This is a genomic window from Pseudomonas sp. GNP012 (assembly GCF_054343835.1).
Window position 1 is genome coordinate 1,041,140 of sequence record NZ_JBTGUU010000001.1, and the last position, 23,861, is coordinate 1,065,000.

At 61.4% G+C, this 23,861-nt stretch carries 27 protein-coding genes (1 of these 27 cut by a window edge); 10 read left to right on the forward strand and 17 right to left on the reverse strand.

What is annotated here, in order from left to right:
- Nucleotides 1–33: 33 nt before the first annotated feature.
- From dsbG to dsbD, 3 genes are read right to left on the reverse strand one after another with little or no spacing between them, the layout of a single operon-like run.
- Nucleotides 34–801, reverse strand: a complete 768-nt coding sequence (gene dsbG / locus ACXX83_RS04595; RefSeq protein ID WP_458547659.1) for a thiol:disulfide interchange protein DsbG — start codon at nucleotides 799–801, stop codon at nucleotides 34–36.
- Nucleotides 777–1,631 (reverse strand): TlpA family protein disulfide reductase, encoded by an 855-nt coding sequence (locus ACXX83_RS04600; protein WP_458547660.1) that lies wholly within the window; start codon nucleotides 1,629–1,631, stop codon nucleotides 777–779. The genes dsbG and ACXX83_RS04600 overlap by 25 nt, the downstream gene beginning before the upstream one ends.
- A complete protein-coding gene (dsbD, locus tag ACXX83_RS04605) occupies nucleotides 1,631–3,367 on the reverse strand; it encodes a protein-disulfide reductase DsbD (RefSeq protein WP_458547661.1) in 1,737 nt (578 codons plus the stop codon). Before dsbD ends, ACXX83_RS04600 begins: the two co-directional genes overlap by 1 nt.
- Nucleotides 3,368–3,521: 154 nt before the next feature.
- Here dsbD and ACXX83_RS04610 point away from each other — a divergent pair, with 154 nt between their 5' ends.
- From ACXX83_RS04610 to ACXX83_RS04625, 4 genes are all read left to right on the forward strand, one after another.
- On the forward strand, nucleotides 3,522–4,202 hold the full coding sequence (locus ACXX83_RS04610) for a response regulator (protein WP_015094094.1): 681 nt from the start codon (nucleotides 3,522–3,524) through the stop codon (nucleotides 4,200–4,202).
- Nucleotides 4,199–5,524, forward strand: coding sequence for an ATP-binding protein (locus ACXX83_RS04615; protein WP_458547662.1), 1,326 nt, complete (start codon nucleotides 4,199–4,201; stop codon nucleotides 5,522–5,524). Before ACXX83_RS04610 ends, ACXX83_RS04615 begins: the two co-directional genes overlap by 4 nt.
- 198 nt (nucleotides 5,525–5,722) lie before the next feature.
- Nucleotides 5,723–7,123 (forward strand): aspartate aminotransferase family protein, encoded by a 1,401-nt coding sequence (locus ACXX83_RS04620; protein ID WP_458547663.1) that lies wholly within the window; start codon nucleotides 5,723–5,725, stop codon nucleotides 7,121–7,123.
- A gap of 81 nt (nucleotides 7,124–7,204) precedes the next feature.
- On the forward strand, nucleotides 7,205–7,432 hold the full coding sequence (locus tag ACXX83_RS04625) for an MbtH family protein (protein ID WP_015094098.1): 228 nt from the start codon (nucleotides 7,205–7,207) through the stop codon (nucleotides 7,430–7,432).
- 175 nt (nucleotides 7,433–7,607) lie between these two features.
- Here ACXX83_RS04625 and ACXX83_RS04630 read toward each other — a convergent pair whose 3' ends face one another.
- The 9 genes from ACXX83_RS04630 to ACXX83_RS04670 all read right to left on the reverse strand — a co-directional run bounded on the left by ACXX83_RS04630 (nucleotide 7,608) and on the right by ACXX83_RS04670 (nucleotide 14,548).
- Nucleotides 7,608–8,510, reverse strand: a complete 903-nt coding sequence (locus tag ACXX83_RS04630) for a metal ABC transporter substrate-binding protein (RefSeq protein WP_458547664.1) — start codon at nucleotides 8,508–8,510, stop codon at nucleotides 7,608–7,610.
- A complete protein-coding gene (locus ACXX83_RS04635; protein ID WP_095968106.1) occupies nucleotides 8,511–9,410 on the reverse strand; it encodes a metal ABC transporter permease in 900 nt (299 codons plus the stop codon).
- A complete protein-coding gene (locus ACXX83_RS04640) occupies nucleotides 9,410–10,255 on the reverse strand; it encodes a metal ABC transporter ATP-binding protein (RefSeq protein ID WP_458547665.1) in 846 nt (281 codons plus the stop codon). Before ACXX83_RS04640 ends, ACXX83_RS04635 begins: the two co-directional genes overlap by 1 nt.
- A complete protein-coding gene (locus ACXX83_RS04645) occupies nucleotides 10,252–11,178 on the reverse strand; it encodes a metal ABC transporter substrate-binding protein (RefSeq protein ID WP_458547666.1) in 927 nt (308 codons plus the stop codon). The genes ACXX83_RS04640 and ACXX83_RS04645 overlap by 4 nt, the downstream gene beginning before the upstream one ends.
- Before the next feature lie 35 nt (nucleotides 11,179–11,213).
- Nucleotides 11,214–11,786 carry a DUF6162 family protein gene (locus ACXX83_RS04650; protein ID WP_217837595.1) on the reverse strand — a complete coding sequence of 191 codons (573 nt, stop codon included), beginning with the start codon at nucleotides 11,784–11,786 and terminating at the stop codon, nucleotides 11,214–11,216.
- Nucleotides 11,783–12,112, reverse strand: coding sequence for a hypothetical protein (locus ACXX83_RS04655; RefSeq protein WP_095968110.1), 330 nt, complete (start codon nucleotides 12,110–12,112; stop codon nucleotides 11,783–11,785). Before ACXX83_RS04655 ends, ACXX83_RS04650 begins: the two co-directional genes overlap by 4 nt.
- Nucleotides 12,109–12,651 carry a PA2404 family protein gene (locus ACXX83_RS04660; RefSeq protein ID WP_015094105.1) on the reverse strand — a complete coding sequence of 181 codons (543 nt, stop codon included), beginning with the start codon at nucleotides 12,649–12,651 and terminating at the stop codon, nucleotides 12,109–12,111. Before ACXX83_RS04660 ends, ACXX83_RS04655 begins: the two co-directional genes overlap by 4 nt.
- On the reverse strand, nucleotides 12,648–13,850 hold the full coding sequence (locus tag ACXX83_RS04665; RefSeq protein WP_458547667.1) for a PepSY-associated TM helix domain-containing protein: 1,203 nt from the start codon (nucleotides 13,848–13,850) through the stop codon (nucleotides 12,648–12,650). Before ACXX83_RS04665 ends, ACXX83_RS04660 begins: the two co-directional genes overlap by 4 nt.
- A gap of 239 nt (nucleotides 13,851–14,089) precedes the next feature.
- Entirely contained in the window at nucleotides 14,090–14,548 is a 459-nt protein-coding gene (locus ACXX83_RS04670; RefSeq protein WP_095968113.1) for a VOC family protein, read from the reverse strand.
- A 295-nt stretch (nucleotides 14,549–14,843) separates the two neighbouring features.
- Here ACXX83_RS04670 and ACXX83_RS04675 point away from each other — a divergent pair, with 295 nt between their 5' ends.
- The 4 genes from ACXX83_RS04675 to ACXX83_RS04690 all read left to right on the forward strand — a co-directional run bounded on the left by ACXX83_RS04675 (nucleotide 14,844) and on the right by ACXX83_RS04690 (nucleotide 19,067).
- Nucleotides 14,844–15,113: a hypothetical protein gene (locus tag ACXX83_RS04675; protein WP_217837598.1), complete on the forward strand. Its 270-nt coding sequence runs from the start codon at nucleotides 14,844–14,846 to the stop codon at nucleotides 15,111–15,113.
- Nucleotides 15,114–15,214: 101 nt separating this feature from the next.
- Nucleotides 15,215–15,829 (forward strand): LysE family translocator, encoded by a 615-nt coding sequence (locus tag ACXX83_RS04680; RefSeq protein WP_217837599.1) that lies wholly within the window; start codon nucleotides 15,215–15,217, stop codon nucleotides 15,827–15,829.
- A 206-nt stretch (nucleotides 15,830–16,035) separates the two neighbouring features.
- Nucleotides 16,036–17,193 (forward strand): cysteine desulfurase family protein, encoded by a 1,158-nt coding sequence (locus ACXX83_RS04685; RefSeq protein WP_458547668.1) that lies wholly within the window; start codon nucleotides 16,036–16,038, stop codon nucleotides 17,191–17,193.
- Nucleotides 17,194–17,258: 65 nt separating this feature from the next.
- Nucleotides 17,259–19,067 (forward strand): aminopeptidase P family protein, encoded by a 1,809-nt coding sequence (locus ACXX83_RS04690; RefSeq protein WP_458547669.1) that lies wholly within the window; start codon nucleotides 17,259–17,261, stop codon nucleotides 19,065–19,067.
- Here ACXX83_RS04690 and ACXX83_RS04695 read toward each other — a convergent pair.
- Nucleotides 19,060–19,980 carry a LysR family transcriptional regulator gene (locus ACXX83_RS04695; RefSeq protein ID WP_458547670.1) on the reverse strand — a complete coding sequence of 307 codons (921 nt, stop codon included), beginning with the start codon at nucleotides 19,978–19,980 and terminating at the stop codon, nucleotides 19,060–19,062. The two genes, ACXX83_RS04690 and ACXX83_RS04695, sit on opposite strands and share 8 nt — an antisense overlap.
- A 104-nt stretch (nucleotides 19,981–20,084) precedes the next feature.
- Here ACXX83_RS04695 and ACXX83_RS04700 point away from each other — a divergent pair, with 104 nt between their 5' ends.
- Nucleotides 20,085–21,083 carry a zinc-dependent alcohol dehydrogenase family protein gene (locus tag ACXX83_RS04700; RefSeq protein ID WP_458547671.1) on the forward strand — a complete coding sequence of 333 codons (999 nt, stop codon included), beginning with the start codon at nucleotides 20,085–20,087 and terminating at the stop codon, nucleotides 21,081–21,083.
- On the opposite strand, the gene ACXX83_RS04705 is transcribed toward ACXX83_RS04700, so the two are convergent.
- On the reverse strand, nucleotides 21,080–21,670 hold the full coding sequence (locus ACXX83_RS04705; RefSeq protein ID WP_458547672.1) for a 2-hydroxychromene-2-carboxylate isomerase: 591 nt from the start codon (nucleotides 21,668–21,670) through the stop codon (nucleotides 21,080–21,082). The genes ACXX83_RS04700 and ACXX83_RS04705 overlap by 4 nt on opposite strands.
- 36 nt (nucleotides 21,671–21,706) lie before the next feature.
- Nucleotides 21,707–22,435 carry an SDR family oxidoreductase gene (locus tag ACXX83_RS04710; protein WP_458547673.1) on the reverse strand — a complete coding sequence of 243 codons (729 nt, stop codon included), beginning with the start codon at nucleotides 22,433–22,435 and terminating at the stop codon, nucleotides 21,707–21,709.
- A gap of 92 nt (nucleotides 22,436–22,527) precedes the next feature.
- On the opposite strand from ACXX83_RS04710, the gene ACXX83_RS04715 reads away from it, so the two are divergent.
- Nucleotides 22,528–23,088 carry a TetR/AcrR family transcriptional regulator gene (locus tag ACXX83_RS04715; protein WP_217837606.1) on the forward strand — a complete coding sequence of 187 codons (561 nt, stop codon included), beginning with the start codon at nucleotides 22,528–22,530 and terminating at the stop codon, nucleotides 23,086–23,088.
- 14 nt (nucleotides 23,089–23,102) lie between these two features.
- Here ACXX83_RS04715 and ACXX83_RS04720 read toward each other — a convergent pair whose 3' ends face one another.
- Together ACXX83_RS04720 and rhtA are read right to left on the reverse strand one after the other, a co-directional pair.
- Nucleotides 23,103–23,384 (reverse strand): hypothetical protein, encoded by a 282-nt coding sequence (locus tag ACXX83_RS04720; protein WP_217837607.1) that lies wholly within the window; start codon nucleotides 23,382–23,384, stop codon nucleotides 23,103–23,105.
- A 168-nt stretch (nucleotides 23,385–23,552) separates the two neighbouring features.
- Nucleotides 23,553–23,861: the 3' end of a threonine/homoserine exporter RhtA gene (gene rhtA, locus ACXX83_RS04725; protein WP_217837608.1), read on the reverse strand. It continues 579 nt past the right edge of the window; the window shows 309 of its 888 coding nt (coding positions 580–888); the start codon falls outside the window, past its right edge; its stop codon occupies nucleotides 23,553–23,555.

The following is a 23,861-nucleotide window of genomic DNA, read 5'->3' on the forward strand; positions in this document are numbered from 1 at the left end:
TGCATCCGTACATCACCCTGCGATCGCTTGAAGTCACTTTGGTCCAAGGATCTTCACCAGCTTGTCCGGCGAAGGCGCGCCCTGCTGCTGTTGCAACTCACCTTTGGCATCCATGTAGAAAATCGCCGGTGTCGCCTGCAGCTCCAGCTCTTCCATCAATTGCATGTTGGCCGCAAGTTTTGCCTGAACCGCTGGCGGCACTTCCTTCAAGGCCTTGAGCGAGCTGCCCTTGCCGGCGGCTTCGTGGTCCTGCAGGGCTTTTTCCGGGTCTTTGGCGGCGAGCAGTGCGGCTGATTTCCCTGGGCTGTCTTCGCGGATGATGCCCACCATGATGTGGCGCAACTGCACCTTGCCGGCCTTGACCCACGGCCGGGCCTGTTCCCAGAACATGTTGCAGTACGGGCAGTTTGGGTCACTGAACAGGTACACCACGCGCGGCGCATCCTTCTTGCCGTCACCGATCCAGTTGCTGGTTTCGAACTTGGCCCAGACTTCCTTGGCCATCGGCGCATACACCAGTTTCTGCAATGGCGCGCTGCTCAGGTCATTGCCCTCGGCGTCGTACAGGTTGCCCAGTAGCACGTGTTTACCGTCCGGTGTCAGGTACAGCGCCATGCCGCGGCCCTGGTATTGCGCGGCATACCCGCGCAAGCCGTCGGGGGCGTCGAACTGGCCGACGATTTTCGCGCCCTTGGCCTCGATTTTCCTGATCGCATCGGGCAACTCTTCGGCCTGCACCGACGGCAGGTGCAATAGGGCAGCACCGAGGCTCAGGGTCAGCAGGTGGCGGAGGCGGGGCATGGCAGTTTCCTTGAAGAGGTGGCGGGTACGGTGTCGAAGTTTTCCAGTGCGCGAGCCAGGCTGGCGTTTGACAGCTCACCCAGATGGCTGCCCAGCAGGCGACCTTCGGGGCTGTAGAACAGCGTAGTCGGTAATGCCATGGAACCTACGGCCTGGCTCAGTCGCCCGCCGCCGTCGAACAGCACGTTGGACAGGCTCAGGCCCTGGGTTTCCAGAAAGGTCGCGACGCTTTGCATGCTTTCCGCCTGATTGACGAACAGGAACGTCAGGTCCGGACGTTGTTGCTGGGCGCTTTCCAGCACCGGCATTTCCCGGCGGCACGGCGGGCACCAGGTGGCCCAGAGATTGATCACCAACGGGCCGCCCTTGTAGTCGGCCAGTTGCACGGTTTCGCCAGCGGCGTTGCGCAGGGCGATTTCCGGCAGGCGTGTGCCTTGTTCATAAATCGACAGGGAGAATGTTGCCAACAACCAGAACGCCAGGCCGCTGGCCGCGCCAAAGCCCAGTGGGCGGCGCAACCCCGGGCGACGCCAGCCGCGATACAGCGTGGCGAGCAGCACGACAATCACCCCCGGCCAGGCGAGAAAACCGCCATCGCGCAGGTCGATGATCTGCCACGGATCATTGCGGTAGTGCGCCCAATAGACCGCCACGAAACCGATCCGGGCCACCAGCATGCCCAGCAGGAACAGGCTGAACAGCGCGGATTCTGGGTTTTCTCCGCCACGCTTGGCCACCCGCCAGCCGACAAAAGTGGCCAGCGCCAACGCACTGATCAGCAGCAGGTGATTGAGCGCGATGGCAAAGGTGCCGAGGGTGAAGGTCAGCATCAACGGGCGTCTCGGGTGGTGATCCAGCGTTGCAGGAAAGTGTCGGCATCGACCTCGCCGGTGATGCGCTGGCTGCGCCGTTCTTCACCGTCAGCACCAATCCACAGCAGGCTCGGTGGCCCTGGCACTTTGTAACGGCCGAGCAACTCGCGGCTGGCGGCATTGTCGGCGGTGACGTCCAGGCGGAGCAAGCGCACATCGCTCAAGGCTTCAAGCACTTGGGGTTTGCCGAAGACCTGCTTTTCCATGACTTTGCATGACACACACCAGTCGGCGTAGTAATCCAGCAGCACCCACTGGCCCTGAGCCTGCGCCACATCGAGCTCCCTTTGCAGTGCAGCCGGGTCCTTGATCGTAGTGAAGGCGTCGTGGCCGGTCGGCATGGCAGCGACGGCGGAACTGGACGCGCGGAAGACTTGTAACGGCTTGAGCAGATCATCACTGCCGCCGGCCGCACCGATCATCAACAGACTGCCCCACAAGCCGAGCAGCAACGAGCTGGCACCGAACAGGTGAGCAGTGCGACCGAAGCCATCCGACTGTTTCCAGGCACTGTACGCCGCAATCAGTAACAACGCCCCGCACAGGCCGACCCACAACGAGTCATCCAGCACCGGGCGCAACATCAGCAGCGCCGTGGCGAGGAACAGGAAGCCGAAAATGCCTTTGACCAGGTTCATCCACGCACCCGGCTTGGGCATGAAGCGATTGCCAACGGTCACCAGCAACAGCAGCGGCACACCGATGCCGATGCCCAGGGCGAACAGAATCAATCCGCCATGCAACGCGTTACCGCTTTGCGCGATGTACAGCAGCGCGCCGGCCAGTGGTGCAGTCATGCACGGGCCGACCAACAACCCCGACAACGCACCCAGCACACCCGCGCCGACCAGGCTTCCGCCGCGCTGATTGCGCGAAACGTTTTCCAGGCGATCCCGCACGGCCACCGGCAATTGCAGCTCGAAGTAGCCGAACATCGGCAGCGCCAGCAACACGAAAATCACCGCGAAACTGCCCAGCAGCCAGGGGTTCTGCAACCAGGCTTGCAGGTTCGCCCCCAGGGAGGCGGCCAGGACACCCATCGCCGCATACACCAGCGCCATGCTGACCACGTAACTGCCGGCCAGGGCGAAACCACGCTTGGGCGAGGCGCCGCTGCCGACGATCAGCCCGGCCAGAATCGGCAGCATCGGCAGTGAGCAAGGGGTGAAGGCCAGCAGCAGGCCCAGACCGAAGAACACCAGCAGGCTCCAGCCCAGCGCCCGTTGTTGCAGGTCGCTGGCCAAGGCCTGGTCCGGCGCTTCGTTGGCTGCGCTCTGCGCATGGGTATTGCCCAGGTCCACGACCCTGATCTGCGGCGGATAACACAAACCGGCATCGGCACAACCCTGGTAACTGACCTTGACCTGGCCGCTGGCGCCCGCCGGTATCTTCAGTTCCAGACCCTGGCGGTAGATTTGCTGTTCACCGAAAAACTCGTCGCTGTGGGCTTCACCTTCCGGCAACGCAGGGTGCTGCCCGACAGGTAATCCGTCGAACTTCAAGCGTTTCTGGTACAGGTAGTAGCCGTCGGTGATCTGCCAATAGAGCTGTGTTTCACCGGATTCCAGGCGTTCAGAGGTAAAGGTGAAGGCTTTACCAACCGGGAGAAATTCAGGTTTGGTGTCGAACGGATTGGTTGCCGCCTGGGCCAGGCCCGCGATCAAAAGGGTAAACAGTAAAAACAGACGACGCATGGATAAGCCTTTTCCCGGTACTAGTGGGGTGCACAGTGGCGGGTGGCGATTAACCGATGATTAACCGTCCCGGCCTTGTGGCGATGGCGCCTGCGGCATAATGTCGGCTTAATCGGTCAAAGGCTTAATCAGCTTTATTTCTACGAGGCTCCCCATGCACGTACTGGTTTGCGAAGACGATGAGCTGATCGCCAGCGGCATCGTTGCCGGCCTGACCGCCCAGGGCCTGACCGTGGAGCACGTGGCTACGGCGTCTGCTGCCCGGGCCATGCTCAGGGTCGCGGAATTCGATGTCATGGTGCTCGACCTCGGCTTGCCGGACGAAGATGGCCTCAAGCTGCTGCAGCAGTTGCGCCATCAGGGCCTGGAGTTGCCGGTTTTGATCCTCACCGCGCGGGATTCGGTCACCGACCGCGTCGATGGCCTGCAAGCCGGTGCCGATGATTACCTGCTCAAACCCTTCGACCTGCGCGAACTCGCTGCGCGCCTGCACACGCTGTTGCGACGGGTGGCGGGGCGCAGCGTCAACCTGATCGAACACGGCGCCCTGACCTACGACCCGAGCAGCCGCGAAACCAAACTCGCCGGCCAGCCTGTGGATCTCTCGCGTCGCGAGCAGTCGCTGCTGCAAGCCTTGTTGCATAACCGTGGCCGGGTGCTGTCCACCGAGCAACTGAAGGACAGCGTCTACGGTTTCAACGACGAGCTGGAAAGCAATGCCCTCAACGTTCATATCCATCACCTGCGGCGCAAACTCGGCAATGGCATTGTCGAGACCGTGCGCGGCCTGGGCTATCGCTTGGGGCCGGCTGATGGCGGAGAAGAATCGAAGTGATGAGTCTGCGTCTGCGCCTGAGCCTGACGCTCGGCGCCGCTTTTGCGCTGATCTGGGCCCTGGCCGCAGCCTGGATGCTCAGCGATTTGCGCAATCAAATGATGTTTTCCCTCGACCAGCGCCTGGTGGCGTCGGCACGCATGGTCGCCGGCCTGATGGAGCAACTGCCACCCCTGCCGAGCAAGGGCGAGGGCACCCACTTCAGCGCCGAACAACTGAACATACCGGGTGGCATGGCGTGCCAGGTCAGCTCGCTGCGCGGTGAAATCCTTGCCCGCAGCCACACCGATCCGCAGCAGACTCTGGAGGCCGAGAAGCTGGGTTTTCACGATCAGATGATCGACGGCGCGCCGTGGCGCAGTTTCACACTGGCCCGGGGCGATCTGCGCATTACCACTGCCGACCGGCAGATTGAGCGTGAGGCGTTGAACATGTCGATCCTGCTGGCCGCTTCGGTACCGGTGGGCGTGGCGCTGCTCGGTTGCCTGTGCCTGCTCTGGCTGGGCATCGGCCAGGGGCTGGCGCCGCTCAACCGCATGCGCGACGCCTTGATGCGCCGCAGCGCCGACTCCCTGGAACCCTTGCAGATCCAGCCATTGCCCAGCGAGCTGCAACCCTTGCTGGAAACCCAGAACCAGTTGCTCCAGCGTATCGGCAAGACCATCGAGCGCGAACGTCGCCTGACCGGTGACGCGGCCCATGAGTTGCGCAGCCCGCTGACCGCAATCAAGACCCACCTGCAAGTGGCGCGCATGACCGACGGCAGCGCCCGGGACCAATCCCTGGCGCGCGCCGAAGAGGGGGCGGATCGCATGCACCGCACCCTCGAGCAATTGCTGTTGCTGGCGCGGGTCGAGGGCAGCCTGTCGTTTGACGACGGTGTGCAGTGCAACGCCGAGCAAGTGGCAAAACTGGCGATCCAGGATGCCGCGAGCGGTGATCGCCAGCGCATCAGGTTTCAGGCGCCGGGCAAGGTCTCCGCGGCGCCAGTACAAATGCCCGCCGTGCTGTCGATCGCCGCGCTGCGCAACTTGCTCGACAACGCACTGCGCCACACTCCCGCCGACAAAGCGGTGGAGTTGAGCCTGGAAACCACCGGCAATCGTGTGCAGTTTGTGGTGCGCGATCATGGGCCGGGGATTGCCGAAGAGGATTTGCAACACTTGACCCAACGCTTCTGGCGCAACGGCCATAGCACGGGTTGCGGCCTGGGGCTGGCGATTGTCCAGGCGATCGTTCAGCGTTGCGGTTGTACGCTGCATTTCGATAGCCGACCGGACGGCTTGCGGGTCGAGCTGACGATGCCGCTGCAACCAACCTGAAAAACACCACAAAACCCTGTGGGAGCGGGCTTGCTCGCGAAGAGGCCATTACATTCAACATCAATGTCGACTGTAACGCCGCCTTCGCGAGCAAGCCCGCTCCCACAAAGGATCAGATGTATCTTCTCTCCATCCGCCTAAATCCTCACCCCGCTGATGCGTTTCCAGAACAGGAAAACCGTATTGAGGGGTCGAGAGATGTCAGTCGCTACCAGCCTTATCGAAGATCAGCCGGCGACGTCCGCCGAGACGCTTTATCAATTCAATGAATCGCCATTGCTGGCCCGCCAGAGCCAGCAGGAATCAAACGCCCGCAGCTATCCGCGACGCATTCCCCTGGCGCTCAAGCGCGCCAAGGGGATTTATGTCGAAGACGTCGAAGGTCGCACGTTCATCGATTGCCTGGCCGGTGCCGGGACCCTGGCCCTGGGGCACAACCACCCGGTGGTGATCCAGGCCATCCAGCAAGTGCTGACCGATGAACTGCCGCTGCACACCCTGGACCTGACCACCCCGGTCAAGGATCAGTTCGTCCAGGACCTGTTCGGCCTGCTGCCGACTGCCTTGGCCGCTGAAGCGAAGATCCAGTTCTGCGGTCCCACGGGCACCGATGCCGTGGAAGCCGCCCTGAAGCTGGTGCGTACCGCCACTGGCCGCAGCACCGTGATCTCGTTCCAGGGCGGGTATCACGGCATGAGCCAGGGCGCGCTGAGCCTGATGGGCAGCCTCGGGCCGAAAAAGCCGCTGGGCGCCTTGCTCGGCAGCGGCGTGCAGTTCATGCCGTACCCTTACGATTATCGCTGCCCGTTCGGGCTGGGCGGTGCGCAAGGGGTGAAAGCCAACCTGAGTTATCTGGAAAACCTGCTCAACGACCCCGAGGCCGGTGTGCAATTGCCGGCGGCGGTGATCGTGGAAGTGGTGCAGGGCGAGGGTGGGGTGATCCCGGCCGACCTGGACTGGTTGCGCGGTGTGCGGCGGATCACCGAAAAGGCGGGTGTCGCACTGATCGTCGATGAAATCCAGAGCGGGTTTGCCCGTACCGGCAAGATGTTTGCCTTCGAGCACGCCGCGATCATTCCCGATGTCGTGGTGATGTCCAAGGCCATCGGCGGCAGCCTGCCGCTGGCGGTGGTGGTCTACCGCGAGTGGCTCGACACCTGGCTGCCGGGCGCCCATGCCGGGACCTTCCGTGGCAACCAGATGGCCATGGCCGCCGGTTGCGCAGTGATGCGTTATCTGGTCGAACACAAGGTTTGCGAGCATGCCGCCGCCATGGGCGAGCGCCTGGCCGAGCACCTGCGCATCCTGCAACGGGACTTCCCGCAACTGGGTGATATTCGTGGGCGTGGCTTGATGCTCGGTGTCGAACTGGTCGATCCGACGGGCGCACTGGATGCCCAGGGTCACCCGCCGGCGTTCGCCCGCCTGGCCCCCCTGGTACAGCGTGAATGCCTCAAGCGTGGCTTGATTCTGGAACTCGGTGGCCGCCATGGCGCGGTGGTGCGCTTCCTGCCGCCACTGGTGATCAGCGCTGCGGAAATCGATCAGGTGGCCGGGATTTTCGGCCGGGCTCTGGCTGCTGCCACCCGCGATCTGTAAATTTTTCGCGCTGCGTAACGTTCCTTCTACATAACGGCTGCGCACACGGCGCAGCCCGCCCAACATCGATGGAGAGACAGCATGACTTCAGTATTCGACCGCGAGGACATCCTCTTTCAGGTCGTGGTCAACCATGAAGAGCAATACTCGATCTGGCCTGATTACAAAGCCGTACCTCAGGGCTGGCGCACCGTGGGTAAAAGCGGGCTGAAAAAGGAATGCCTGGCCTATATCGAAGAGACCTGGACTGACATGCGTCCGTTGAGCCTGCGCCAGAAGATGGATGAGCAGGCGGCTGTGGCGAACTGATCCGTCACCCATAAAAGAGCCCGCTGAGCCGGTAAGGTCAGCGGGCTTTTTCATATCGGGATTCTGTGTTGTCTGTCAGGCCGCCTTCACGAGCAAGCCCGCTCCCACAGGGGACCGCATTTCCAATGTGGGAGCGGGCTTGCTCGCGAAGAACGATAACGCGGTCCTACTGAGGTTACACGCCACTAAGCCCCTTGATGACCAGATCCACATTCCCCTCCAGCTCCGCCACCGGATCCCCGGCATCGGTGCTCAACACCACCAACCGGCTACCCGATTCGGTAATCACCGCTTTCACAGCATCCGAAGGCTGCCGGTGATGCAACACTACCGCCACATCGTTGTCCTTGAGCGTTGTGCCCAACTGCTTGAGCGCATCGGTTGTCCACTCGGCATCGGGGCGTGGGTCGTGGCCGATCAACTCCAGATTGAGACTGCCAATCAGGTAGCCGAAATGATCGCTGAGGCTCATCACACTGAGGTTATCGGTATTGGCCAGCCGTGCTTCGCTGTCAGCACTGAGCTTGAGCAAGCGTTGCTTGAGGGCTGCCAGGTTGGCGTCGATCTTCGGCTTGGCCTCGGGGGCCAGGCGTACCAGGTCCGCCGCCATCACGTCGGCCATGCGGCCCATGTTATTGCTGGAAAACCACGGCTGGCTGTTGAGACCGTCGACCCTGTTGCCCGGCTGCACGGCGATGCCCGGCAGGGCGCCGTCCACCGGGCGGGCGGCATCGACTTCGACGATACGGATATTGCTGCGCCGGGAGATCGGGTACAGCGGGTCATCCGGCCAGAGTGAACGCAGGCCGATCACCGCATCGGCATCCTTCGCCAGCTGGGCCAGCGCCGGGGCACCTCGGCCAGTGAAGTAGGCGGTCTGGCGGCTGCCGGGCAGATTGGCCGGCGCGGCACGTTCGAGGCTGACATCGGTGCCTTTGAGCAACACTTCACCCAGACCATAAGTGATCGGCAAAGAGGCCAGCACGCGCAGCGGTTTGCCGTTGTCTGCGGCGAAGGTCGTGGCGGTCAGCCCGCACAGGGCCACCGCGAGGGTCAGTTGGCGCAGAGAAAAAATCATTTATCCAAGGTTCCCTTTCAGGCTGGGGACGATGCCGCGCGCAATGGCGGCCAGGGCGAAGGCGATACCGGCCACGAGGATGATCGCGGCGCCGGATGGAATCGGCAGGTCGAAGACGATCGGAGCGAGAATCCCGCACAGTGTGCTGACGGTGGCGATCAGCACCGAACACCAGAAAAAGCCCTTCAGCGATTGGCTGAGCAAACGTGCTGCCGCTGCCGGAATCACCAGCAGCGCGCCGACCAGAATTGCCCCGATGACCTTCACCGCGGCGACGGTGATAAGCGTCACCAGAATCACGAACAGATAATCCAGGGCCTTCACCGCCACCCCGCGCACCGCCGCCAGTTGCGGATTGAAGCTGGCGAGCATGATGCGGTTGTACAAGGGCAAAGCCAGGGCCATCACCAGCGAACCGACGATGGCCAGCACCAGCAGGTCATTGCCGTTGACCGTCAGCACCGAACCGAACAGCACGTTTTCCAGGATGTGCACGTTGATCTTGCCCGCCAGAATCAACAACAGGCTGGCGCCCAAGGCGAGCGACACCGAGAGGAACACACCGATCAAGGTGTCCGGTGCCAGGCCGGTGCGGTTGCGCAGGTAGTTGAGCAAAATGCCGAACAGCAGGCAGTAGCCGAACAGACTGCCGTAGGGACCGGTGTAGGGTTCGCCGAGCAAAATGCCGATGGCCACGCCGGTCAACGCGGCATGGCCGACGGCTTCGGAGAAAAACGCGAAGCGCTTGACCACCACCAGCGTACCCAGGCCGCCCAGCACCGGGCCGATCAGCAGCCCGGCGAGCAGCGCATTGACCACAAATCCATAGGCCAGCGCCTCGGGCAGATAACCTGACGATGCCCAACCCTGGACCATCAGGCGAAAAGCTTCGTAACTCATCAGGCAAGGCTCCGTGGGTGAGTCGAGAACAGCGTCAGCAGGCGCTCCGGCGTCAGTGCCTGTTGCGGCGTGGCGTCGAACAGCACGCGGCGATTGAGGCCGGTGACGTGATCGGCCAGGCGCCCGACCGCTTCCAGGTCGTGCTCGATCCACAGCACGGTGATGCCCGCCGCTCGCCAGTCGCCGAGCAGACGTTCGAACACCTGGATCCCGGCCTCATCGAGGGCCGACATCGGCTCGTCGAGTACCAGCAGTTGCGGAGGCGGAATCAGCCCCTGGGCCAGCAACACCCGCTGGCGTTCGCCGCCGGACAACGCACCCATGCGGCGCTTGCGCTTGTCCTGCATGCCGACCCGTTCAAGGGCCTCGCCAATCGCCGTCGCGTAATGTTTGCTCAAACCGAGAAAGGCCGGGCGACGCTGGCACATGGCAGCCATGAAATCGTCGACGGTCATCGGCAAGCCCCGGTCGAACTCCAGCGCCTGTGGCACGTAGCCAATGGTTCCCGGCTCGGCCGACCACTGCAGGCTCAAGCGGCCCTGATGCGGCATTTGCCCGAGCAGGGTCTTGATCAGCGAACTCTTGCCGCCGCCGTTGGGGCCGACCAGCGCATGCACGCTGCCGGGACGGACCTGGAAGGTCACCTTGTCGAGGATCGTCGTGCGCCCGAGGGTCAGGCTGATGTCGGCAAAATCCAGGGTCGGGCCCGAAACCTGTGGGAGCGGGCTTGCTCGCGAATGCGGTGGGTCATTCACCGGTGATGTTGACTGACTGGACGCCTTCGCGAGCAGGCTCGCTCCCACAGGGGACTCTGTATCGGCCGGGATGGTTTCTTTCGATGTCATGCCCCCGACTCCTGAATCGCCCGCACCACGGTGTTGAGGTTTCCGGTCATTTCCTTTTCGTACTTGTCGGCGGTGTATTCGCCGTAGGAAATATGCGACAGCGGATACAGCTTCACGCCGGATTCGCGCTGGATGGTGTCGACGTAAGTGGAGGGAAAATCCATCTCCGAGAAGATCACCTTCACGTCCAGCTCACGCAGTTGGTCGATGGTCTTTTTCAACTGGCTCGGGCTCGGCTCGATGCCGTGGGCCGGCTCGACCACGGCTGTCACTTCCAGGCCGAATTCGCGCAGCAGGTAGTCGTAGGCGGCGTGTACCGTGGCCACACGCAACTCGGCGTTCGGCGCCTGGGTCAGTTTGGCCAGGGCATCGGCACGCATCTTGCGCAGGCGCTTGCCGTAGGCGCGGGCGTTCTCGGTGTAGGTTCTGGCATTGGCCGGATCGAGCTTGCCCAGCTCCCGGGCGATGTTGTTGACCTGGGCGATCGAGGCGCTGATGGACAGGAAGGTATGCGGGTTCACCACTTTGCCGGCACCGCGGGCGGCAACACCGGTGGCGGCGAGCAGCGGCACGTTTTCATTGGCTTCGATCACCGGCACGTTGGGGGTTTCGCTGGCGGCGATCATGCGGTCGGCGAAATCATCATGGCCTACGCCGTTGAGCACGATCACGTCCAGCCCGCTGATGCGCTTGATGTCTTCGGCGCGGGGTTCGTAGGCATGCGGGTTGAAACCGGCCGGAATCAGCGGCACCACTTCGGCCTTGTCACCGACGATGTTCGCCACGTAGCTGTAATACGGGTGCAGGGTGATGCCGATGCGCAGGCGCTTGGCTGCGTCGGCACTGGCGAAGGATGGCAGCAGGCAGGCCAGCAGGCCGATCAGTAGCACGCGCAAGATAGAACGTTGAGATGAAATGGGCATGGGAAAGCGGTCTTCTCTCGGGTGAGGGCGAGGGTTCAATGCCGGTGCTGGCGGGTCACGCCGGCATCGAATTGCGCGACGATCTGTTGCCAGCCGGCGCTTTCGAGCGCGCTGTCGCTGAGTTCGGCCGGAGCGGTGAGCGTGCCGGCGCGGTTGAGCCAGATGTCCGGAGCGTCATCGGTGGCGGTCAGGCGCATCAGGAATGAACCAGCGACCGTCGGCGTCTGGCTCTGGCCGAAGTAGGCCTTGGCATTGAGCAATTGCCAGGCATGGCTGCCACGGCTGACGGAACTGGCATCCCGGGCAAACGGGGCAAAACCCTCGTCGGCGAGGGCCTCGGGAGTCGGCAGGGTTTGCTGTTCCTGGCGCAGCAAATGAATCTCGTCCAGCGTCACCCGCAAATCGGCGTAGATGCCTTGCTCGGCAGCGCTGAGGTCGCGGCGCGCATCCAGTTGGTGGCTGTTGACACTGCTCACCTCATCGGACTCCCCGCGCCAGAGCACCACCGAACCTGCGACCGCAAGGATCATCAGGCACAGCAGCAGGACGTAGAGGGTTTCGTGGCCGGCACCCGCCGGGCGCACGACCTGGGTCGTTGAAGTATTCATGGCGCCTGGATGTCCGCCTGGTCGATTTCCACCACGTGACCGGGGCCTGCGTCGAACAGCACGTAGAACTCGGCGCCGGGTTTCTTGAACGTCAGGGTCGAATCGGCTCCGAGTTTGCCAGGCACCAGAATGGTTTCGTCGTAGCCGATCACATCGAGGGTCACGCCCGGTGCGCCACTGCCGTCGGAAAAACCACCGGTGCATTTGATCTGCTCGGCGTCGATGGCCTTGCATTCGCACATAGGGTTGTGGGCCAGGGCGCTGGCGCTGAAGCCGGCGCAGAGCAGCAGCAACAGGGTGTTGAGTGGACGAAGCGGGTTGATCATGGTTTGCCTCCTTGTTTGTTCAGCCAGGCGATGGTGGCGGGGGAGGCCTGGCTCAAAGGAATGGATGCCTGATGCATGGCGCCGTCCCAGCCTTCCATGGTGATCCACAGCTCGGCGTCGGCCGTGGTCTTTTCCGGGACGGGCAGTGAAGCGCCCATGCGGTACGGCGTGCCGAAGAAAATCACGCCGGCGGCGCGCAGGCTGCGGGGTTTGCCGATGCGCAGGTAAGTGGCCTTGACCTGTCCGATACAGGCTTCGCACAGTGCTGCGTTGAAACCTTTCATGTAGCCGGCCGGGCCATCAAGCGTGGGTGCGGCGTTGCGCAACTCCGCCAGGCGCAGGCTCCAGGGGCCGACCTGGACTTCGCCGACTTCGCGTTCGCCCAGGCCGCTGTCGCCACGCATCAATGCTTCATCCGCGAAGTACTTGGGCATGAAACCGAGGGGAATCAGCAGCAACAGGACGTTCAGGTGAAAGCGCCATTTGTGCCAGAACAGGTTCAAGCGCGAGGGTGGTGAGACCGCAATGTCTTTGCTCACAGGTTGGCCTCCGATGTTTCCTTGCGGGTGGCCGGTTGCGCCGTGGCGCTGCGCGGTTTCCTGTTGCTGCGCTTGAAGGCATTGGCCGTCGCCAGTGCCGTGCGCTTGGTCCAGATCAGCAAGCCGCTGAGCACCATCATGCTCAGCAACAGGCCGAAGAACGCCCAGATCAGCTTGATCCACAGGCCACCGAAGTCGCCGGTGTGCAGCGGGCGCATGGACTCGGTGACGAACTCCAGGGTCGAACGGTCCGAAATCAGGCGCGAGGCGGCGATTTCGCCGTTGTACGGGTTGAGGGTCGCGGTCTGGAACATCAGTGGATACCAACCGCGTCCCCCGACCTCCAGATGACTGTAGGCATTGCCCGGCAGGCTGACGAAGCTGGCTTCCAGCCCGGAGATTTTCTGCGTGGCGATTTCAATCGCGCGATCAAGGTCGATACGCGGCGGGGGCGACCCATCGGGCGATAGCGGTACCGCTTCGCGGGACATCGCCGGAATGATCTTTTCCGTGGAGATGGAAATCTGGTTATCGAACAGCAAGGCCTGGATCAGGAACCAGGTGCCGGTGATGGAAATCACGGCGATGAACCAGATCGACCAGATGCCGCTCAAGCGGTGGAAGTCGCCCCAGAAAATCCGCGCGCCGTGGCGAATCCGCAGGGTCGGGCGGAAAAAGCCTTTCCAGAAGCGTTTGTAGACCACCAGCCCGGTCACCAGCGAAACCAGAAGCGGCAAGCCGAGAAACGACACCAGGTACCAGCCCCAACTGTAGCCATTGGTGAATGGCACCAGCCACCAGCCGTGCAGCGCCCGGGTGAAGGCGCGGAAGTTGAACTCCGGCGCGACGCCCTGGATCACGCCGCTGTATGGATTGACATAAATCACCACCGAGCGTCCGTCGGGATAGCTGACTTCGACATCCAGGGCGAAGTGCGACTCGTCGGGCCGACTGATGCTCTGCACCACGGTCTGCGGTTCGGCCTTGTTGATGGCCTCGATGACCTGCTGATAGCTGAGCAGCGGTGCATCGTCCGAGGGCTGGCTGGCGCGCATGGGCGGGTTGGCCAGCCAGACGATTTCCTGGCTGATCACCGCCAGGGTGCCGGTCACGCAGACGATCAGCACGAAAAACCAGATCGGCAGCGCCAGCCAGCTATGGACCAGGAACCAGATTTTTGAACGGGATTTCTTTGACATATTGAAGGTCTTGCCTGGATGAGAGGCAGCTCGGCTGCGGACTTCGCAGGGATGAGCGCCCTGAAGGTCCAGTCGTGGCTTTTGCCTACGCGACAGGACTGCATCTAGGTAAGACGGATGAGCAAAGGAAATCCCGAAAGAGAAAATGAAAGTAAATGTTTCGCATTACCGGGAGGGTAGGGCGGTGGCCCTGTGGGAGCGAGCCTGCTCGCGAAGAGGCCCGCTCCGGCATCGAAGATTCAACCCTGCTGAAACATTTCCTTCGCCCGTTGTTCAATCTGCTCCTGAGTCAGGTCTTCCTTGCGCGTCGCCAGGAACCACAGATGCCCGTAGGGATCCTTCAAGGTGCCCGAGCGATCGCCGTAAAACTGATCCTTGACCTCGGATACAACGGTGGCACCGGCATCGATGGCCTGTTTGTAGGACTTGTCGACATCCTTCACGTACAAATGCAGACCCACGGACGGCGAATTGTCCGGGTTGCTCAGCGGTCCTTGATCGCACGGTGTACCCAGCATGATCGGGCAATCGCCGATGCGCAGTTCGGCGTGACCGATGCCGCCATCGGGCATGGCCAGGCGCATGACCTCAATGGCGCCGAAGGCTTTCTTGTAGAAATCGATGGCTTCGGCAGCTTTGTGGATGCCCAGATAGGGGGTGATGCTGTGATACCCCTCCGGAATGGGTTTGACACTCATGATGGATCTCCCTGTTCTTGTTATGTGAATGGAAAGTACTTGCTTCGTTGTGCAGCCGATTAAATATAGGCCAGCCGCTTTCGCCTCACCGAGCGCCCGACGAGCAGCCACGCCACACAAGTGCCATCAGGTAGGCTCCAGCCAGTGCGCTCCCGGCCTGTGCTCTGGACAAGCGCTGATAAGGACAATGATCGCCATTTCCTGATAGCCACTATTGAAAGCGTTGATTTCTGCTACCCGGGAGGCGCGGGTAGCCTGTGTTCATTGCCTCGAACCAGTCGCCAGGACGCCAGAAATGAAACCGATGATCGCCACTCTGCTGATGCTCGCTGTCTCCGTACTCGCCGGATGTGCCAGCCATGTTTCCCCGGAGCTTCGCCCTTACACGGCTGAAGAAAGCAAGGAACTGGCGCTGGAGGCGCTGAACCGCCGCGGATTGTCCTTCGATGAATACCACGCGAAAAAAGCCGAACTGCTCGGCCAGCAGCAAAAGTCGTTGAGCTACGACAACCAGGGGGAAATGAACGCCAGCCGATCTGTACAGCTTCACGGTCGTCCAAGCTGAGGCAAAACTGTACTGCTCCAAGTTTCGCGTAACTGTCCATGGGTTTCGCCCAAGGTGTGCGATAGGGTCAACACCTGACCGACCCTGACGGACTGCCACCCATGACGCTCTCACTCGACCTGCTGCTGGGCTTTGCCCTGTTCGCCCTCGTCACCTCGATCACACCCGGTCCGAACAACACCATGTTGCTGGCTTCCGGGGTGAACTTCGGCTTCAACCGCACGATTCCGCACATGCTCGGCATCACTTGTGGCTTCTTTGTACTGGTGGTGGCGGTCGGTTTCGGCCTTGGCGCGGTGTTCCAGGCTTACCCTTTGCTCTACACCGTGCTGCGTTACGTGGGGGCGGCGTATCTGCTGTATCTGGCGTGGAAAATCGCTCATTCCGGGCCAGTGTCGGAGGGTCAGCAGAACGAGGCGAAACCGATCAGCTATCTGGGTGCCGCCGCGTTCCAGTGGGTCAACCCCAAGGCCTGGATCATGGCTATTGGCGCCATCAGCACCTACACGCCGATGCAAGGTTACTTCACCAATGTGATCGTGATTGCGGCGGTTTTTGCCATCATCAACCTGCCGAGTGTCGGTGTCTGGGCCGCTTGCGGCACGCTGTTGCGCAATGTTCTGAAGGATCGCCGCTGGCTGCGCCTGTTCAATTGGGGCATGGCCGCGCTGCTCGTGGGTTCGCTTTATCCGCTGCTACTCGAAAGCTTTGGCTGACGCATTGCTTCAACCGGTTGCCCGATGCCTGTTAAGCTGACTTTTCAGGAGCGTTCCTACGCACTATTAAATGAAGTAGTCCTTCTTTAACGGCATCCGATCAGGTATTGGTAGCGTTCTGAAAACAGCGCGCAGCTCACAAGGCTGCGCTTTGCCGTTTGCAGTCACGAGCTTCCTGATCCCGGAACACGCTCTGCGAGTCTTTTATGAATAAACGTCCGTTGTATTTCGATTACGCCGCCACCACGCCGGTGGATGAGCGGGTCATCAAGGTGATGGTCGAGTGTCTGGGCTTTACCGGCAATTTCGGCAACCCGGCCTCAAGCTCTCATGTCTTTGGCCAACAGGCCCGACAATCGGTGGAGCAGGCGCGACGCCAGGTCGCCGAACTGGTCGGCGCGAGACCTGAACAGATCGTCTGGACCTCAGGCGCCACCGAATCGAACAACCTCGCGCTCAAAGGCGTAGCCCAGGGCCGCGGCACTGGCGGTGGCCATATCATCACCAGCCAGATCGAACACAAGGCCATTCTCGATACCGCCAGGCAACTGCAGGATGCCGGTGTCGCCGTGACGTACCTGGTGCCGGATGCCGATGGGCTGATCACCGCGCAAGCGGTCAGCGAAGCCATGCGCGAGGACACTTTCCTGGTGTCGCTGATGCTGGTCAACAACGAACTGGGGACGCTCAACGATATTCCCGCCATCGGTCAGGTGGTGCGTGAAAGCGGGGCGTTGTTCCATGTCGACGCCGCACAGGGCGCGGGCAAAGTGGCGATCGACCTCGCGCAGTGGCCGGTGGACCTGATGTCGTTTTCCGCGCATAAACTGTACGGCCCCAAAGGCATCGGTGCGTTGTATGTCGGTCCGCGTGCCCAGCAACGATTGCAGGCGCAGATCCATGGCGGCGGGCATGAGGGCGGTCTGCGTTCCGGCACCCTGGCGACTCATCAGATCGTGGCCATGGGCTCGGCCTTTGCACTGGCGGCCGCTGCGTTCGATGAAGAGAAAGCCACCATCGTGCGTTTGCGTGAACGCTTGCTCGAGCAATTGCAGGGCATTCCCGGCGTGCGACTCAATGGCAGCCCGACCCGGCGCATTCCCCATACCCTGAGCCTGACCTTCGCGCAAGGCGAGTTCAACCCGGCGGCGTTGCTGGCCTCGATCGCTTTTTCCGCGACCTCGGCGTGCAATTCCGCGAGCAATACCCCATCCCATGTGCTGCTGGCCCTGGGGCATGATGCCCGCTCGGCCAGCCGCACCATCCGCTTGAGCCTCGGGCGTTTCACCACCGAGCAGGACATCGACCAGGCGGTTCAACTGATCAAGGCAGCCTGCGCCAGTGCTCCGGCATTCTGGCAATAGGGCGACGAAGCGCCGACGCTGATCGGCACTCAACAATAATGATGAAGTGGTTAGCAGGAGACACGATGAATACGCAGCTTTCGATCAATGGATCGGTGCCCCAGCGCCTGGCGCAAACCCGCGAACTGATGAGCCGGGAGGGCATTCACGCCTTGCTGGTGCCGTCGGCCGACCCGCACCTGTCCGAGTACCTGCCGGGTTACTGGCAGGGGCGCCAGTGGTTGTCGGGTTTTCATGGCTCGGTCGGCACCCTGATCGTGACCCCGGATTTTGCCGGCGTCTGGGCCGACAGCCGTTATTGGGAGCAGGCGACCAAGGAACTCAAGGGCAGCGGCATTGACCTGGTCAAGCTGCAACCGGGCCAACCCGGGCCACTGGAATGGCTGGCCGAGCAAACCCCCGAGGGTGGCGTTGTCGCGGTCGATGGCGCGGTCATGGCCGTGGCGTCGGCGCGGACCCTGGGCGCTAAACTTGAAGAGCGTGGCGCCCGCCTGCGCACCGACATCGACCTGCTTGGCGGAGTCTGGAGCGACCGCCCAAGCCTGCCGAACGAACCGATTTATCAGCACCTGCCTCCACAAGCGACCGTCAGCCGTGGCGAAAAACTCGCAAAACTGCGTGAAACCCTTCAGGCCCGTGGCGCCGACTGGCATTTCATCGCCACCCTCGATGACATCGCCTGGCTGTTCAACCTGCGTGGCGGCGACGTGTCGTTCAACCCGGTATTCGTTTCCTTCGCCTTGATCAATCAGCAACAGGCCACGCTGTTTGTCGCCCTGAGCAAGGTCAGTGCCGAACTGCGCGCCATCCTTGAGCAGGACGGCGTGACCTTGCGCGATTACAGCGAAGTCGCTGCCGCACTGCGCGCCGTGCCGAGCGGCGCGAGCCTGCAAGTCGACCCGGCGCGGGTCACGGCGGGGTTGCTGGACAACCTCGACAGTGGGGTGAAGCTGATCGAGGGCCTGAACCCGACCACCCTGGCCAAATCGCAAAAAAGCCTGGCCGATGCCGAACACATCCGTCAGGCCATGGAGCAGGACGGCGCAGCACTGTGCGAATTCTTCGCCTGGCTGGACTCGGCGCTGGGCCGTGACCGCATCACCGAACTGACCATCGACGAAAAACTCACCGCTGCCCGTGAGCGCCGTCCGGATTATGTGTCGCTGAGCTTCAATACCATTGCCGCCTACAACGCCAATGGCGCGATGCCGCACTACCACGCCACCGAAGAGGAACACGCGGTCATCGAAGGGGACGGTCTGCTGTTGATCGACTCCGGAGGCCAGTACCTGGGCGGCACCACCGACATCACGCGGATGGTTGCAGTGGGCACCCCGACCGATGAGCAAAAACGCGATTGCACCCGCGTGCTCAAGGGCGTGATTGCCTTGTCCCGCGCGCAGTTCCCGAAAGGCATTCTGTCGCCGCTGCTCGATGCCATCGCCCGTGCGCCGATCTGGGCGGAAAGTGTCGACTATGGTCATGGCACCGGTCATGGTGTCGGTTACTTCCTCAACGTCCACGAAGGTCCGCAAGTCATCGCCTATCAGGCTGCACCTGCCCCGCAAACGGCGATGCAACCGGGCATGATCACGTCCATTGAACCGGGCACCTATCGTCCGGGCCGTTGGGGCGTGCGGATCGAAAACCTGGCGATGAACCGTGAGGCAGGCAAAAGCGAATTCGGTGAATTCCTGAAGTTCGAAACGCTGACCCTGTGCCCGATCGACACCCGTTGCCTGGAAACCACGCTGCTGACCGAAGAAGAAAAACAGTGGTTCAACGCCTATCACGCCGAAGTGCGCGAACGCCTGAGCCCATTGGTCGAGGGTGCGGCCCTTGAGTGGCTGAACACTCGTACCGCGGCTATTTGATTGCTTTCAGTTCGGGCGCTGTCTCCAGCGCCCGGCTCATGTAGTCAACAAAGGCTTTGACCCTGGCGGATTGGCGACGATTCGCCGGGGACACGGCATGAATCGGTAGCGACTCTGCAGTGTAGTCCTGAAGAATCGCCGTCACTCTCCCGGCTTTCAGATCCTCGCTGAACAACCACACCGGCGATAGCGCAATCCCCAATCCCCCCAGCACCAGTTCGCGGATCGCCTCGGAATTGTTGCTCTGCGCATTGCCTTTGATCCGCACCTCATGACGCTGCGCATCTTTTGTGTAAATCCAAAGGTTTTGACTGCTCAGCAGGTTGAACATCAGGCAGTTGTGCCTGCCCAGTTCCTGCGGTGTTTGCGGTTTGCCGTATTGCCTGAGGTAGTCAGGTGATGCGACGGTCACCCGATGGGTCGTACCTACCAGGCGAGCGATCAGGCCACTGTCGTTCAGGGCACCGATCCGGAAGGTGACGTCCAGCCCTTCACTGACCAGATCCTGGTTCTGATCGTTCAGTTGCAGGTCTATCTGTACGTCAGGGTAGCGTCTGAGAAAGTCCGGCAATCGGGAAGCGATCTGCAAACGGCCGAAACTGACCGACGAACCGATTTTCAGAGGACCGGCCACTTTTTCCCGGCCGGACTGGAAGCTGTGTTCTGCCGCATCCACGGCAGCAAGGATGATCCGGCATTCGTTGTAATAGCGCTGACCTTCTTCCGTCAGCGATAACTTGCGGGTACTGCGGGCAATCAGCTTTCCGCCCAATCGGGTTTCCAGCGCTTGCAGCACCTTGCTGATGGTCGGCTGACTGGTCTGCAACTCCCGGGCAACGGCGGAGAAGCTGCCACGCTCGACCACCCGTACGAATATTGCCATTGCATTGAGTGTGTCCACGGAATTTCTCATTGATGCTGTGCAGGCATGATCACTATAGCGATATGGCGTCTTATCGGCATGAATAGGGCGGGGCAAGATTGACCCTGTATTCACTTCTGATGGGAGATGGCGAAATGACTGACTCACTGAACATGCGCGCTCTGATGATCGACTCGGCCAATGCGCCGTTACGCCTGGTTTCCATCGCGCGGCCCGTGCCACAGGCAGGGCAGGTATTGGTCAGGATCAAGGCCAGCGGTGTGAATCCACTGGATGGAAAAATCCGCTCCGGGCAAGCGGCCCATGCGAGGCAACCACTGCCGGCGATTGTCGGAATGGATCTGGCCGGGATTGTAGAGTCGCTGGGCGAGGGCGTCAGTGGCTGGCTGCCGGGAGATGAGGTGTACGCCATGGCCACGGGTATTGGTGGTATTCAAGGTTCATTGGCCGAGTACGCGGCGGTCGATGCCCGCCTGTTGGCTCGCAAACCGCACAACCTGAGCATGCGCGAAGCGGCTGGATTGCCACTGGTGCTGATCACCGCTTGGGAAGGTCTGGTGGACCGGGCTCGTGTTCGGTCCGGTCAGAAGGTATTGATACAGGGTGGCGCCGGGGGCGTCGGACATGTAGCGGTACAAGTCGCCCGCGCTTTTGGTGCCGAGGTTTTTGCCACCGGCTCGGCCGGGCAGCAATCGATCATCGAAGGGTTCGGCGCGACCTTTATCGATTACCGCAAGTCTTCGGTCGAAGACTATGTGGCCGAGCACACGGCTGGTGAGGGTTTCGACATTGTCTATGACACTGTGGGGGGCGAAACGCTGGATGCGTCATTCAAGGCTGCCCGGGTGTATCACGGTCATGTACTCAGTTGCCTGGGGTGGGGCCAGCACAGTCTGGCACCGCTGTCCTTTCGCGGGGCGACTTATTCCGGTGTCTTCACCCTGCTGCCACTGTTGACGGGCCAGGGGCGCGAGCATCACGGCGAGATTCTGCGCGAGGCGGCGCGGTTGATCGAGGCGGGCAAGCTCGTGCCGTTGCTTGACCCGCACTCGTTCACGCTGGAATCGGCAGAAGCCGCCCATGCACTGCTCTTGTCGGGAGCGGCAAAGGGGCGGTTGGTCATCGAGGTCTAACTCAGGGCTTCGAGCACGAAGTCCAGCCGATCCTGGCCGAAGTACAGTTGGTTGTCGACAAACATGCTCGGAGCTCCGAATACGCCTCGCTTTACGGCTTTTTCGGTATTGTCCTTGAGCGCCGTCTTGATTTCTTCATCGGCGGTCAGGGCCAGTACTTCCTGTGGGTTGAAGCCGTTTTCGCTGAGCACTGCCGCGACGGTTGCCGGTTCGTCCAGGCTGCGACCCTCTACCCAGATGGCCTTGAACAGGCAGTCGAGGAAGGCGGCAAAGCGTTCCGGATGGCGCAACTGCATGCCTGTTACGGCGCGCATGAGCATCAAGGTGTTGATCGGGAAGTGCGGATTGAATTTCAGGGGCACGCCGTAGCGTTTGGCGTAGCGGTCCAGGTCCTGAAACATGTAGCGGCCCTTGGCCGGGATAGTCGCCGGAGAAGCATTGCCGGTGGCTTTGAATACTCCGCCCAGCAAGAGCGGAATGTAGACCAGCCGGGTATCGGTCTGTGCGCAAATCTTCGGTAGCTGGGTATAGGCCAGATAGGTGGCGGGGCTGCCGAGGTCGAAGTAGAACTCCACGGTTTTGCTCATGTTCAAGGCGCTCGTCTTATTGTTGTGTGTGGGCGATTACCAGCGTTCGCTCCAGGGGCGAAGGTCCAGCTCGAAGGTCCAGGCATCGCGGGGCTGGCTGTGCAGGTACCAATAGTTTTCGGCGATATGCTCGGGATTGAGGATTCCATCCTGATCCTTGGTAGCGTATTTCTCGGGGAAACTTTCACGGATGAAATCGGTATCGATGGCGCCATCGACGATGACATGGGCAACGTGAATATTCATCGGTCCGAGCTCCCGGGCCATGCTTTGCGCCAATGCTCGAATGCCGTGCTTGGCACCGGCAAATGCCGCGAACCCGGCAGCGCCACGCATGCCTGCAGTGGCGCCGGTGAACAGGATGGTGCCGCGCTGGCGCCTGGCCATGCGCTTGGCCACCTCACGGGCATTGAGAAAACCGGAAAAGCAGGCCATTTCCCAGATCTTGAAATACTTGCGGGCGGTTTCTTCGAGAATGCTGCACGGCACGTTGGCGCCGATGTTGAAGACAAATGCTTCGATGGGGCCGATCTGGCTTTCGATCTGCTCGACCAGCGCGATCACGTCTTCTTCTTTACGTGCATCACAGGCAAACCCGTGGGCCTCGCCGCCATCAGCCTTGATGGCCTCCACCAGTGGCTGCAGCTTGTCCGCGCTGCGACGGGTGACGCAGGCGACAAACCCCTCCTGGGCAAACCGCTTGGCAATGGCGCTTCCCGTGGAGTCACCTGCACCGACGACCAATACGACCTTCTTGTTATTCATGGGTTGATCCCTTTGGTAAACGATCGTTAACTAAACGAACGTTATGCTATGATTCAACAGGCGTCAAGGTGAGCAACTCAGGGGGAAGGGCAATGCGTTATTCGGCCAGTCACAAGCTGGAAACCAGACAAAGGTTGCTGGAAAGCAGTGCGTTGTCGGCCAAGAAATCCGGTTTTTCCACGGTGGGCGTGGACGGCCTGATGAAGGCCATTGGCTTGAGTGGTGGGGCCTTCTACAGTCACTTTTCGTCGAAAGACGAGTTATTCGCAACCATTGTCGAACGTGAGTTGGGTCAAAGTCTGGCGCGGCTGGGGGAAGGACAGGACCGTGACAAGCTTGAGCGCTGCCTGAAACTGTACCTGAGCATGTCTCACGTCGAGAATCCGGAAACCGGTTGCGCGTTACCGGCATTGGGGGCGGAAATTGCCCGTTCCGATGTGAGTGTCCGCCAACAGGCAGAGCATTGGATTTGCCGCCTACAGGAAAGTTGGGCGGGCGTCCTGCAAAGCGACAGCCTGGCGTGGGCAATTCTGTCGCAATGTATTGGCGCGTTGGTCGTAGCGCGAATGCTGGCTAGCCCGGATGTCCAGCGCACGGTGCTGAAGTCCAGCTACGAGGAAATCGGCCGTCAGATCGCAAGTTCGGGAGCCTGACGCGACGGCCCTGCCTATTTGCAGATGACAATCATGCTGCGGCTGGTATAACCCGCGGGATTGAGGCCAAACGGATAATCACCGGGCTCCTCCACGGAGTCTCCCGACTTGGCGATGACCTTGTACCCCTTGGGGGCGCAGGAGTTGGCAGCGCTGGCGTAGCACTTGTCCCAGGACGAAGATAGTCCGGAACAGTTGATGTGTAGCCCTTTCTTGCCGTGCTTGATCTGTGTGTCGGATGTCGCTGCGCAGCCCGCAATTGCAAGTACGGCGATCAGCATCAAAAATCGGTTCATTACTGTCCTTATAGCGTCCCCGGATCTTGTGCCCGGGTCTGGCTGCATTCGCTTTCGCTTGAAGCGTACCGATATCCCTATCTGAAATTGTCCATGGCATGACTCTGGGTGCGGGGCTAAACATGGCCTAATTGAGCGGCAAATACCAGACCTGCGTCATATCTGCTATCAATCTGCCGCGACTGCTGGCCTGGTGGAATTGCCCATGGTCATGGTTGCACCGACGGAGGCCAGGATGATGCACATGATTGCCATCCACTGCGACAGCGAGAGGTATTCATGAAGGAACAGCAAGCCTGATAACGCGCCGAAGGCGGGCTCGATGCTCATCAGCGTACCGAAGGTTCTGGCAGGTATGCGGGTCAGGGCGACCATCTCCAGGGTGTAGGGGAGGGCGGTGGACAAGACGGCGACGCCGAGGGCTATGGGGATCAATGAAGGGGTCAGCAAAGCGGAGCCAGCATGGACAATACCGAT